Origin of the sequence: Xenorhabdus doucetiae (assembly GCF_000968195.1) — a bacterium.
GTDB classification, from domain to species: domain Bacteria; phylum Pseudomonadota; class Gammaproteobacteria; order Enterobacterales; family Enterobacteriaceae; genus Xenorhabdus; species Xenorhabdus doucetiae.
Window position 1 is genome coordinate 3,429,829 of sequence record NZ_FO704550.1, and the last position, 12,707, is coordinate 3,442,535.

Annotated in this window: 12 protein-coding genes and 3 pseudogenes; 1 reads left to right on the top strand and 14 read right to left on the bottom strand. The window is 46.6% G+C overall.

What is annotated here, in order from left to right:
• Positions 1–19: 19 nt before the first annotated feature.
• The 13 genes and pseudogenes from XDD1_RS14930 to XDD1_RS14990 all read right to left on the bottom strand — a co-directional run bounded on the left by XDD1_RS14930 (position 20) and on the right by XDD1_RS14990 (position 11,711).
• Positions 20–1,682 (bottom strand): annotated as a pseudogene (locus tag XDD1_RS14930) (terminase large subunit).
• On the bottom strand, positions 1,679–2,032 hold the full coding sequence (locus XDD1_RS14935) for a phage terminase small subunit P27 family (RefSeq protein ID WP_045972404.1): 354 nt from the start codon (positions 2,030–2,032) through the stop codon (positions 1,679–1,681). Before XDD1_RS14935 ends, XDD1_RS14930 begins: the two are co-directional and overlap by 4 nt.
• A gap of 175 nt (positions 2,033–2,207) precedes the next feature.
• A complete protein-coding gene (locus XDD1_RS14940) occupies positions 2,208–2,642 on the bottom strand; it encodes an HNH endonuclease (protein WP_045972406.1) in 435 nt (144 codons plus the stop codon).
• The gene (locus XDD1_RS14945; RefSeq protein ID WP_045972408.1) at positions 2,642–2,944 is read right to left on the bottom strand and encodes a head-tail connector protein; all 303 of its coding nucleotides are present in this window, start codon (positions 2,942–2,944) and stop codon (positions 2,642–2,644) included. Before XDD1_RS14945 ends, XDD1_RS14940 begins: the two co-directional genes overlap by 1 nt.
• The gene (locus XDD1_RS14950; RefSeq protein ID WP_045972410.1) at positions 2,937–3,260 is read right to left on the bottom strand and encodes a phage head closure protein; all 324 of its coding nucleotides are present in this window, start codon (positions 3,258–3,260) and stop codon (positions 2,937–2,939) included. Before XDD1_RS14950 ends, XDD1_RS14945 begins: the two co-directional genes overlap by 8 nt.
• On the bottom strand, positions 3,257–4,474 hold the full coding sequence (locus tag XDD1_RS14955; protein WP_045972412.1) for a phage portal protein: 1,218 nt from the start codon (positions 4,472–4,474) through the stop codon (positions 3,257–3,259). The genes XDD1_RS14950 and XDD1_RS14955 overlap by 4 nt, the downstream gene beginning before the upstream one ends.
• Positions 4,475–4,476: 2 nt before the next feature.
• Positions 4,477–5,025 carry an HK97 family phage prohead protease gene (locus XDD1_RS14960; RefSeq protein ID WP_045972413.1) on the bottom strand — a complete coding sequence of 183 codons (549 nt, stop codon included), beginning with the start codon at positions 5,023–5,025 and terminating at the stop codon, positions 4,477–4,479.
• Between the two features lie 44 nt (positions 5,026–5,069).
• Positions 5,070–6,218 (bottom strand): phage major capsid protein, encoded by a 1,149-nt coding sequence (locus XDD1_RS14965; RefSeq protein ID WP_045972415.1) that lies wholly within the window; start codon positions 6,216–6,218, stop codon positions 5,070–5,072.
• A gap of 129 nt (positions 6,219–6,347) precedes the next feature.
• A complete protein-coding gene (locus XDD1_RS14970) occupies positions 6,348–6,758 on the bottom strand; it encodes a DUF6201 family protein (RefSeq protein WP_045972417.1) in 411 nt (136 codons plus the stop codon).
• On the bottom strand, positions 6,745–7,659 hold the full coding sequence (locus XDD1_RS14975) for a DUF6402 family protein (protein WP_045972419.1): 915 nt from the start codon (positions 7,657–7,659) through the stop codon (positions 6,745–6,747). Before XDD1_RS14975 ends, XDD1_RS14970 begins: the two co-directional genes overlap by 14 nt.
• A 284-nt stretch (positions 7,660–7,943) precedes the next feature.
• Positions 7,944–8,402: pseudogene (locus XDD1_RS20090) on the bottom strand (Hcp family type VI secretion system effector); the annotation flags it as partial.
• A 521-nt stretch (positions 8,403–8,923) separates the two neighbouring features.
• Positions 8,924–11,255: pseudogene (locus tag XDD1_RS14985) on the bottom strand (primase-like DNA-binding domain-containing protein).
• A gap of 96 nt (positions 11,256–11,351) precedes the next feature.
• Positions 11,352–11,711, bottom strand: a complete 360-nt coding sequence (locus tag XDD1_RS14990; protein ID WP_045972423.1) for a hypothetical protein — start codon at positions 11,709–11,711, stop codon at positions 11,352–11,354.
• A 311-nt stretch (positions 11,712–12,022) separates the two neighbouring features.
• Here XDD1_RS14990 and XDD1_RS14995 point away from each other — a divergent pair, with 311 nt between their 5' ends.
• Positions 12,023–12,202 (top strand): YlcI/YnfO family protein, encoded by a 180-nt coding sequence (locus XDD1_RS14995; protein ID WP_045972425.1) that lies wholly within the window; start codon positions 12,023–12,025, stop codon positions 12,200–12,202.
• 176 nt (positions 12,203–12,378) lie between these two features.
• Here XDD1_RS14995 and XDD1_RS15000 read toward each other — a convergent pair whose 3' ends face one another.
• Positions 12,379–12,663 carry a helix-turn-helix transcriptional regulator gene (locus XDD1_RS15000; protein ID WP_045972427.1) on the bottom strand — a complete coding sequence of 95 codons (285 nt, stop codon included), beginning with the start codon at positions 12,661–12,663 and terminating at the stop codon, positions 12,379–12,381.
• Between the last annotated feature and the right edge of the window lie 44 nt (positions 12,664–12,707).

Here is a 12,707-nt window from a genome sequence, read left to right on the forward strand (position 1 = left end):
AACCGCTTAACTTCTTGCGTTATATCCCATTAAACTCCTTAAGGCGCTGCTTCTGTTCATCTGACAGACTGAAAGCAAATTCCTCATGTTCTATCTGCCATGTACCAAAACTCATCAAAAACGCAATAGCCGGATCTATCTTGTTCGCGGACTTTTTCTTGTTTGGCTTGATGTTGGCGTTCGCGTCGGTTTCCATCACCACATTGGACATCGCCCATGCGAGAACCGGATCGCCGTTGTGACGAATCACCTTGCGGTTAACGAATACCTCGGCCGATTTGGCCACGGGGCTAAAGCGCAGATAGGTTTGCGGGAACGGCTCAACATCCAAACCAGCCCCTTGTAGCTGAGTTCTTAGGTGTGTGGCGTTCCATGTGTCAAAGCCGACCAGCTTGATATCAAACTGTTGGCTGTCTTTGAGAATATCATCCCGGATACGGTCATAATCGATGCAGTCGCCCGCTGTGGTACGTATCCAACCCGCTTGCGCCCACTGGCGATAAACCGCCCGGTTCTTGTTGGCCGGGTTCTGTAACTGCGCTTCGGGCAGGTAATGGCGGGTCAGTAGTAACAGTTCATTATCCACGGGGAAGGTGTAGCAAACACTGGTAATGTCACCTGTTGACGACAAATCTAATCCGGCGTAACACTCCAGCCCCTTGAGGTCGTTTTCATCGTAATCTGTCTGGCAGGCTTGCCAAGCCCCTTCGCCCATCCACGGGGTTTCACCCTGACACCAGATATTAAAGCGTTTGGTTAGCATCTCTGTCCATTGTGAGGGAATGCCTCGCGCTTTCTGGATGGTGTCATGCAGTGATGCACTGTCCACGGAGACATTGAGATTCGGATTGGCCTTAATCCAAAGGGATTCGTCATCAATCTCGTTCTCGTCGTCCAGTTCGTAGATCAGGGCAAACAGGGATTCATTTTGCTCTTCGCCATCCAGTATCTGACAGCAATAATCATAGTGCTGCTTACAGGCCGATATCACGTTACTGCCCGCCGTGGTAATGGCAAACAGGAGTCCTTCGGGGCGGGCACCCATGCCTAATTCAAGGGCAGAATAGACCGCATTATCAGGGTGTAGATGATATTCATCGACAATGGCCAGACTGGGATTGGTGCCCTCAATCGTCGAGGCTTTGGCGGCCAGTGGTTTTAACAAGCTGTTGCTCTTCGTGTAAGTGATTTTGTGTTGCTGGATGGATACCCCGCTTTTTTAGGGGCTTAGATAACAGGCTCATCTGGCGGGCATCATCAAACACAATACGCGCCTGATCCCGGCTGACGGCGGCGGTGTAAATATCCTGTTGTCCCTGTTCCATTACCAGAAACCAGTTCGCCAGTATCGCGGCCACGGTGGATTTCGCATTTTTGCGCGGCACTTGAATATAAGCGCTGCGGTATTTCCTGCGCCCCGTCGCTTTCACCTTGAAGCCGAACAGGTTAGCAAAGGCAAATTGTTGCCACGGCTCTAAGGCAATGGGTTGACCGCGCAAGTGGCCTTTGACGTGCGGACAGAGGCGGGAGAAGCCAATAAAACGCCCGACAACCTCGCTATCAAACGTATAAAGCGGGTTATTCAGGTCGTTATAGTAGCGTTTTACCGCCTGTTTCAGGCGCTGACAGGCCGGAATGGTGCCGTTTTGGATATCAAAGGCGTACTGTTCCCATGCGTTCATAAGCGATCTAATTCGTCCTCTGCCTCCGTTTCCACCGGGTTTCTACGCCGTGATACCGGGTCAAAGCCCAGCAAGGAGGACATTTTAATCATGATTTTTTCTGCGTCGGCCTTGGCCTTTAATGACGGGTTACTGGTCGCCGCGCCGCGTGAACCTTCCACCGCAAACCCGCGCAGTTCAATATCTTCAATGGCTTTAAGGTAGATCGCATAATTGACGCAATACAGCTCTAAGTTGTTCCAGTCTGCCGGGCTGAGGTCGTCACGCTCATTTAACAGTTTTGCTTTCGATTTCCATTGATCGGCGGCGATAACGTTTAAGTAAACCGGGGGTTTGGGTGCCCTTGCCATAATGTATTGTTTCCTATAAGAATTACTGCTATCTAAAAAAGTGCCGCGCATAAAAATCTGAGGACGGCGGTGGTGCCACGGAGGGGGGTATTTGTCATTTTTTACTCCCCCACCCCAATCATTTCATGTGAAACCATTTTCTTTGTTATCAATACCTAATCTTGATGTGATGGTTTCATTCTACCACTAACCAGCCCCGACGCCTTGCCGCTCGTTCTTCCTGTTCCCGATAGTGTCCTTGTCTTCGTTTCTCTTTCGTCGCGGGGTCAGTCGTGACCGTCTTTCGACTATGGCAGCTATTGCATAAGGGCTGGTGATTGAAGTCAGGCCAGAACAGCACATCACTGCCGCCGTCAATGGGGATGATGTGGTCAACGATGGTTGCCGGGGCGTAGATACCCAACTTAAGGCAGTGGACACACAGCGGGTTAGCTTTCAGAAATTGCAGGCGGTATTTATCCCATGCCGGGGTATAACCGCGCTCACGCCTTGAGCCTCGCTTGCTGTCCTGCCTACGCCGGGCTTCCCGTTTGTGTTCATCACAACGATCCGATTTTACCCGCTGTTTGCAGCCGGGATAGGTACAACGTTTCAAAGGTTGCCAAGGCATTAGTAGACTCCGATATCACGATAGACAGACCACAGGGACTTGATAGTGAACGGGATTTCTTTCAGCTCCTTATCTGCCACCATTTCCCGATGTTCATATAACAGGCTGACATACATCAGACAGCCCACCTTGATTGCGGGCGTAAAGGCTAAGCCCTCATCAAAGCGTTTGCCGATATGCTGCTGGCAGACTTCCAGTGCGGCTTCTGCATAGCCCATCAATAACGCATTGTCGCGGGTGTCGTTTTCATCCACCCGACAATGTTGCTTGATTTCACTTAAGGGAATATCGATTTTATCCATTGCGCACGCCTCCTTTACAAAGCAGTTCTAAACGGGTGTGTTTGGTATCGGGGATAACGACGGCAATAGTAAGGGGTTTACCTTGATAAACAATGCGATGGCCTGTGGTGATATCCGCACGGTAGCGCAACCAGATACGGATAGTCACTTCCGAAAATACCGCGCTCGATGCAACGAGTTCCCGCCCGCTGATCGTTCTCACCTCCGCCCAAACTTCGGCAACATCTACCCATTTGTTAATCACTGATCCCATCGGCGAACGGCTTTGTTCATTTTTCTGAATAGTCACCCGATGCCGCAATCTGCCTGCCCTCATGCCTTGCCCTCCGGTGGTTGCTTGATCTGGATTTCTTGCTTCCATGCCTGGCTGAATTCATCACCCCCTTCACGCGGCGATAAGCCCTCCCGTTCACGGGCTTCATTCGGTGACATCACCCCCGACTTAATCGCCGTCTCATAACTCTGGAAGCGTTCCCGTGGGTTAGCACGCAGCAAGTCGGCCGTATCAAACTCCACCTGATAGCGAACGCCCCGTTTCGGCGAGGCCATCAGCAAGGCGGCTTTGATTTGTTGCTCAAAGTTGGCGAGCCACGGGCGCATGGTGATAGTCAGAAAGGCGCGTGAGGCTTCGCTAAAATTGCTGTAGGTGCTGTTTGAGTACTCTTGCAGAAAGATTGGGCTGACGTTAAACATCCGGGCGATATCGTCAATGGTGAAGCGACGGGAAGACAACCACTCCGCATCTTGGTTGCTCATCCCCAATTGCTGGTATTCCATCCCACCCTCAAGAATAGGCGTCTTACCTGCATTACGGGCACCTTTATAACGTTCGAGGGCTTCCAGTGCCTTAGCGCCTTTCGTCCCGTCCAGCCAGTCAGCGGATTTAATCACCCCCGCCGCCATCATGCCCTCTTTCATAATGCTGGCACCGTGGCGTTGTTGCGCCAGCCCCAAACCTAAGGTTTCGCGGCAAATAGTAACGGGTGAGCGCCCCAAAAAACCGTCTTCGGTGGCATAGCGCAGGTGTAAGACTTCTTCCTGCAAATAGGTTTTGACCTTGCCGCTATAAGGTTCGGTGATGGTATAGGCGAACCGGTGATCGGATAATCGTTGTGGTACGACCGCAGAAGGAGGATAAGGGTGGAGAGATTGCGGCTGACCATCCCGCCCCCAGACAATCACCGCATACGCATTACCATTCAGTAAGCAATGACGCATCAATGTTCGCTTAAACTGGTACGGGGTCTGGCAGTCATTCGGGCGCTCATTGAGCAAGTAATCCACCGGGTGATCACTGAGCCATTCACGGGATTCAGTCCCGTTCTGGTGTGCAACCCGATAGAGGTAACAGGGCATAGAGGCCACGGCTTCACTAATGACCGTAACGGCATTCATCACGGCGGGTAACCCTTCTGCCGTGGACGGTGAAACATGCTCCCCCGATTTAGTGTTAGATACGCCCGCCAGAGAAAGAAACTCCTCCATCGTCATACTACGGGTTTCAGGCGCTTTTCGTTTAAACGGCCACATGGTTACACCTCAGACAGTTGCAGCCAGTAATGACGCAAATCAACCGCACGGGGCGTAACCCCATTGAGTGAGCGCTTGGCAATCTCCACCCCGCTCTCAGGGTAGGCGGGCAGGCTGGTGATCGTAATTTCCCGTAATTCAGCCTCTAAAACGGTTCTGACATACGGTTCCTGACCAATATCCCACTGATCCTTCAATGCCCTGAATCCAAAGGACATGCCGGAGATATCCCCGCGCTCAACCAGCGTTAATACATCGCGGCCTAATTGGGTGTCAGGCGGGGTTAACTCGAAGCGTAATCCGGTAGCATCTTCACTAAGCTGTAAGGTGCCGGAGGCGGTACGGCCTAACAGGTTCATGTGATCATGTTCATACAGTGCCCTGACATCAGTACCCGCCGTTAAACTGGCACGAAAGGCATTCGGGGCGAACTGTTCCACGAACTCATCCCACAAGAGATGTGAGCGGCTGTTCCACCGGATCGCGTAACCGACCAGCTTTTTATCTGCCGCTGATAAAGAGGCGGTGCGGATTTCAAAATCGTTATTCATCTATGGACTCCAAGACTGAAAAGGGGCGTTGTGCCCCCTCTTGCTTATTTGCCGGCTTTCAGTTCCAGCACCTTTATTGCGTTGGAGTCCACCAAACCGCCACCCAGATACTTATCGGTATGTACCTTATAAGATCCCGGTTCAGTGATATTGTCGGGACGGGTGCGGGTGCCTGTTTCATGGTCAACAATGAAGTAATCGCGCTTGAAGTCACCCAGACCGATAACGTTATCTGGCATAAATTCGAGATAGTGAACAGGCAAGCCCAGTAACATATCTGGATCACCGGCTTGCAAGCGTTCCCGCCAGATATAATCGCCGTTGCCGTTTTTCAGCTTCTGTACCTTGGCGGCTGTGTTGGAGTTCATCACCCAAACAGCGTTCTTGCGGTACTTGTTCCTGAGCAGGAACTTAAGGTCAATCAGGCTGTCGGCCTCAAGAGTGGCAACTTCCAGCTTTTGCAGGGTGCCGAAAGCGCGTGCTTTGTCGGCTTGGGTATCACGGGGATAAGACAGGAAACCCTTGGCTTTTTTGCTGCCGTCACCGCTGACAAGATCCGTTTCTTCGGTATCGACGAAGGTGTCTGCAATCTCAGAGGTCAGCCAGCCCAAGATATCCACGTCGCTAAAATCGATGATTTCTTGGGTTGTCTTGGGGTAAGCGTAAATCGGGAACAGCTTAATGCTGACTTCTTCCATCTTCGGCGTTCCAGTCTCACCGCGAGCCTTGCCCTCTTCCCCGTGTACTACCGCTGCCCCACCGACCGAAACCAACTGCTTGTATTCGTTGCTGCGCGTAGTCTTGAGGGTACAGATCCGGCGCATGACTGATTCATCAGTCAGTTGTTGCATGATTTGTTTGTTTAGTTCAGGGATAACGGTATAGCCACCCTCGGACGGCACGCCCGTAGACAAGGTGCGGGTTTCGCCGGTCACGATATAGTGGCGCAGTTCGTCATTACTGAGTTTTTCGCTGGCCGGCTGGATCTTCGCCTGATGGCGTTCTTCATCAGATAAGGCTTCGTAGCGGGCAATTTCAGCATTCAGGGCATCGGACTGGCTGCGCAGTTCGTCGAACTGTTTGGCTTCCTCTTCGGTCAATGAGCGTTTTTCAGTTTCGGCTTTGGTAAGCAGGGTGCGCATTTGTTCGGTGAGGGTTGCTTTTTGCTGGCGTAATTCAAGTAGCTTTTTCATGGTGTTTTGTGGTTGGTTATTCTGCTTAAAACACTATTTAACATCATGAAAAATGATAAAAAAGCCCCTGACATTCAGAGGCTAAACTTGCGAAAACATGAGGACGAAACATTTACAAAATCTTACACTTTACAAATGAAAGTATTGGAGGATTTGACTCCACCATTTTTTGTCTTCATCCTTGACTGGAATATCATATTCATCACAACATAAAATATAAAAATAATTCAATTTACCATGAGGAAATCCGTAATTATCTCCAATCATTATGGCATCACTTACCATATAATATGGATAGCTTTGACCAATATATTTATTGTCTTTATACAACACAGCAAAATAGGGTGCTGGTTTTGTTAAAAAATAATAAAGCCCGATTGGATTTATAGGAAGAGTGTCATAAAAAACAACATGGTAATTATCTTCGCTTCTTTCCATTCTTTCTAGAAAAGATGGTAAAAAGGTTACATGTGATAAAAAGAACCACCATAGAAAAAATATAGCAAATAATCCATATTTTATAAATTTAATCATCTTCATATATTATTTTGTCCTTCTCTAATGGTTCTGTCCAATACACATCAGAAAAGACAATAAAGTCCCCTCCTTCCTTATGGATGTCTTGCCACTCCCTAAAGTCTCTGTTAAAAACAGGAACATATCCTTTGTAGTGTCTATATAGCCACCCAAAATCTTTAGCCATAAAACTAGCCATATATCCTGCCATTTCCTTTTTAGCAACAATTCCATCTCTTGACCATATACCTAATACCTCACTTGCAATATTGTATCTATCAGGAATGCCAATCCCCGCCATTGGCTTATGTTGGTCATTGAAATCGTATGTATCCTTTATATAAAAACCCAATTTTTTAACTATGAATTTTTTCCTGCCACCTGTTATATCGAAATACCCCCTTACTGCAACTTTTAAAATACCAACTCCTATCGCTCCCATTAATTCATCAATTGTATCATCATATTCACCGAATTCTCTAAAATTAATTTGAGAGTAATAATCAAGCTGAACCGCCTTATCTTCACCACCTATGTTTATAAGCCCATTCACTTCATTTTTTTCATTTCTTTTATATATATCAACAAATAATCTTTTTTTTCCTTTTGGACTAGCCCAAACGTTCTTTAGCTCATCGATTTTTTTATTTACTACTTCATAGTGCATCGCCCAATCCATTTTCACTATTGAATCATTTACCCTTTCTTGAGGTATATTAATTGAAGGTCCATTTATGTATTTACTTTTTGTTTCAGTATCCAATCTAAAATCTTTTTCAAAAGAAAACCAATGTTTCATCAAAGCTGATGCTGTCGTCCATCCCATCTTATCCATAATTTTTGGAATATCATAAAGCGATAATTCATCAAATAGAATCGTTGTAGTTTCACCGCCTTTAACGGTTTTTGTTTTTAAAATACTCATTTTTTCATCCCTATTTTTGTTTGGTATAAATATTCAACTTCGAGATCTTCCTCTTCTTTTGAATTTATCGTATCCGTGATGCCTGTCTCTTTCGAAATGCCTTTTTTCAGTCCCTTCGCCGTATTTATACCATAAGCAACATGGCAACAATTATCCCCAGTAACCTCATTTTTCAGCGTAAATTTTTTGCTAAATAAAGCCTCTATTGCTGTCTCAAGTGGCTTAATTAACGACGAAAATCCAGACAAAAGCGGCCTTTCCTCTTCACGCCCCTGTAATTGCGATATTGCGTAACCCGTTGTCCCTGCCGCGCGATGCGTGAATGACATCGACTTATAATCAAGCTGCACCGTTTCATACGGGATCTGATCGTTGTCATCAATGGAGTGCGGATAATGACAGGAAAAATCAACAATGGTTGCGCCTGTCAATTTAATTTCATAAAAAAATTCCAATTGCCCGGCAAGGTTTACGCGGTAACACTTAAAAAGGGCATCCAGCAACTCGTTCTTGTCTATTGCTAACCCCAACAACGGGGAGGATTTATCAATGGGTTTGGTAAAGCTGACCGGAAGGTGATTGACGTTCTGATCGCGTGTCATCATGTGGCTGAGGTGCAATACCTGTATTTCATCTTCCCGCCCGGCCTGATAGCGGTTGCCGATAGATTCGGGGGTTGAACAGCCCGCCGAGATTAAGCCTTGTTTCTTGCCCTTTAATGACAAGTAAATGAGATATGACATTCCTGTCTCCTGTAATCTAATTTTCGATGGATGCTCATTACAGCATCAATTAAACAGGATATAACAGTAATGCCTATCTATTCCAGCATGAATAAAAGATCGCCAGAAAAATTGTGATTAACCTCTCTGCTTAAATAAAATCAGATAATTACCTAATTTAAATTTCAGATAGTACCCTAATAAAAAAACAAATTGATGCACTAAATTTATCTTCTTAGATTCCTCCGGCTTTTATTTGCCTGCCAGAAGATACCCCCTGAAAATCTTTTTGTCCCTCTCAACTGTACACCCTGTGCATTTTCCCTTGAATGCCTTGTCCTGCCTGAGTTTGTGACGGTGTACATGATATACACCAACTGTGCACGACTGTTCACCCCGACAAAAAATAACAAGTGAATAGGGTGTATAGTTGGTGTACAGTTAAAAGATAACTATACACCTTATTTTTACCTTTAATATCATATAATTATTCTAATTTATGTATAGGGTGTACAGTTAACACCAAAAGTTTATCTGGGGGGTTAACCTCTGCGCAGTTCAGGCACTGCCGGAAGCCATTCTTCGGCCTCTTCGGATAACGCCACGTTATACGAATAACCTTGCTTTGTCCTGACTTTTCGATAGTCCTTCCGGTATTCCTGCATAATCTTGGGGATTGAATCACCAAATTTTGTCAGGGTTAACGGCCGTTCAAATCCGTGCGCTTCCATAAAAGACAAATAAGCATGATAAAGATAAATACGCGGTACCCGTGGGCTGATATTTTTATTCCCCATCTTCATCCCGGCAATATTATCCACGGACACCAGATAACCACAAAAGCGATATAAGGGATCTGAATGGCATTTCACTGATAACGCTTCGCTGGAATCCCGTTGTGCCTGTAGTAATTTTTTGGCCTTATTCTGGTCGGCAAATTTGGTTAATAAATGGCGAATAATTATCGGTAGTTCCCGGCTGATTTTCTCCGGCAATTGTGGATCTTTTTCTGATTCCTTGACCGGAATATTAAACGGGAATATCACCCGCCGCCGTGCAATACCGCCATTGCGCTCGGTAAAGCTCATCGGTTCGTTATTGGTGGCTAATACCACGGCTTTAATAATCGTGGAAAACTGTTTTTCATATTTCCCGTCAACTTCAATCAGGTCACCGCCTGTAATGGCTTTAATGCCCGCCCCCTCACCGACATATTTAACTTGGTCTGGCAGCGTAATCAGGCTTTTCCCAACAAATTGATAACGGCCTCTCGCTTCATCCAGCGCTTTCATATTGCCACTGGCGGTATTGTGTTCACCCGCTAATAACGTCGCGATATAAGTAAATACACTCTTGCCGCTGCCACCTTCGCCCGTGACTTCAATAAATAACTGCCAGTCATAACGGTTTGCCAGGATCATAAACAAGGCGGCATTAATACGCGCCATTTTATCTTTATCTTGTCCTGCCGCATGAGACATCCAGCGATAAAAATAAGGCGCATGAGCCTGTAAGTTTTCATCGATAGCGGGCTGGGTAAATTCAATGCCGTTATGGTTCATTAGCCAATGTGCCGGCTGATGTGGCCTGAATACCTGTTCTGACAAGTCATACACACCGTTATTAAACCCAATTAAATCCTGCCGTCGTTCACCAATAACCGGAATTTGTAATTTCATGGCACTGATAGCATTGTTGATCCCATTCGGGCTATAAGGGGTTTCATGCTGATTAAAGATTGCCACCATTGCGCGGAGCAGTTCACTGTCCGGCACCGTCTCCCATGTTGCGCCATTATAGCGATAGACCATCTCACTTTCAGGATTGACCGCCATTTTGCCGTAATATTCAGCAAGCAGTTCCCCGCGTTGACTGGCGGCCATTTGTGCCAGATGGGGACTTTTTTTCTTATTTTCGTGGATCACGGCTACTTCTGCGTTCACTGCCTTTTTCTCCCCCACCTGATATAGCCCGTGACTGAATGCTTTTTTTGCGGCTTCAATGCCGTGGCGCTGGCGATAATCATCCCAATCGGCTTTATACTCTGTCGGGGGTAGCGTTACCCAGCCATTAATCGCCTTGGCGGTCTTCTCTGCCGCTATCTTGCCGACGTTCTTCTTGGGTTTGCCGTTTTTGTCCAGCGCTCCCGGTTCGTGCCAATCATTATCGGCCGCAAGAATGATCTTCGCGTCTGGCCACCGTTCTCTGACCTGTTCGGCCACGTTAGGTAAGTTCCCTTCATCAAGCGCTGCCAGTACTACGCCATCATGTAACTGACTGACCGTTAAGGCTGTTGCGTAGCCCTCTGTAATGATGAGCGTGTCCGGTGTGCCGGTTATCTCAGATACGGGGATAACACTGCCCTTTTTCTGTGAGCCTGCAACAAGGCGCTTTTCACCATTGGGCTTGATGGTTGCGCACCCGTGATAGGCCGTTCAGGGTTTGGGTGATCAGTAATAAAATCCCCTCTTTCAATAACCGTTGTTTGGGGCATTGCAGCCCCTTTTTCGCCAGATAGCCGGATTGCCCAAGCGTGGCTTGAGACAAGAGCCTGTTCACTTTCTCGATTATTGAGGGAGCCTCTGATTTTGGAGATTCCTTTCTGGCGGGCTTGGATTCCGGTAAGGGCAGAGCCAGCGCACCCGAAACTAACTTAGCGGCTGCAAAGACAGTGATCCCTTTAACCCTTGCCACTAAATCCAGCCCGTCGCCATGATTCGGCTCATCACACTGGCGACAATGCCAGTCGCCGTTATGGTGATCGTCGATGAAGTGAAAGCGGTCAGTTCCCCCGCATATCGGACAAGCGCCATGCTTCCCCTTTGCCGGAACCTCAACACCACAGGCGGGCAACAGGCTTTGCCAATGATTCATGGCGGATTTTTTTACCGTATGGATAATGTCTATTGGGCGGATTTCTTCATTGTTTTTACGGCTGTTATATCCATATGCAGATGATTGACTCATGGCTTATTCCTCATACACAGCCGCTTGAAGCGCATGGTAGACTTCCTGATTGATATCACAGGCCAACGCAATCAGGTTATTTAAATCAATGGAACATTCAGACTTGGCTTTTTCAAGAATGACGTAAAATAAGGAGGCCGCCAGCCTTGTATTGTGCATGGCTTGATCCAGTGATATCGGCGCTCTGCGCTCGTACACGCTGACGATTTCAGTATCAACGGTTTCATTATCTGGCATACAAATATCGCGAATATTTTTGGCGGCTTTCTCCGCGCCGCGTAATGTCTTGTATTTGTAGCGGACAGTTTCTTTTTTTATCTCGCCTGTATGCTGATTTGTTGTAGTGACAATGATCTTAAACATGGCTTACCCCCTGAACGGAGATAAGGCGCACTGGATGAAGATCTGTTAGTCGTTGATTACTTGCCACAATTAGGCATGTAAATTTAGGGCGAGTTTGGTTAGACTGTGTGTCAGCCATGGCATTAGCTCCGATAATGTTGTGGTTAGACGCCTCGATAGTGTTGCTGCACTTCGGGGCGTTGTTGTTTTTATTCACTGAATAGCTCAAGGTGTCAGCCACTATCGTATTTTTAAGTGTCAGCCACGTCAATTCTTTTTTATGAATATTTTTTGCGTATACTGTCAGCCACCAACTACTAATGGATACAGATATGGCTACGAAAGCAGTAAACGCAAAATCAAAAAAGTTAGAAGCCCGTGTACCACATGAGCTTGTTGATTCAATGGAAAAATTTAAAGAAGAAGGCGAAAGCACCGCGCAATTCATCATTTCTGCTATGTCAGGCGAAATCAAACGCCGCCAGCGTAAAACTAAAGCATCATCTGAATAATAATCAACTAACCCTCTTAAAGAGGGTTGTTTCTCAAATTGATGGTTACTTAATTTCAAATAATTTCTATCGTTAATATCTACCATCATATCCCTTTATGCCAAAAATCAGGCTATTTTTAGAGTGAGCCTGACCACTGCTAATTAAGGCAGTTAATTTTTCCATGATGTTATTTTTTAATTGGTAGGTTTGCGGCTATACGGATTATTTATATTTTCTACGATTGGCGGATTATGTACCCAGTGCAACAAATCACTGAGCAACCAAGCACAAGAATTGCGGCCTAATGGCTTACGGGCGGGGAAGCGCCCTTCATTTTCCAATTTCCATGCTGACGTTCTGGAAATAGAGGTAATGTGATGGCGTTCCTTTTCGCGGACAAGGCGATCATAAGGTTCGCCATAGTCGGAAAGGATAGAACGGCGTTCTTCTGGTGTAGGAGAATTATACTGAATGGTCATGTTACCCTCACTGTTTAGTTGTTTTTGTGAGGATATTTTACTTA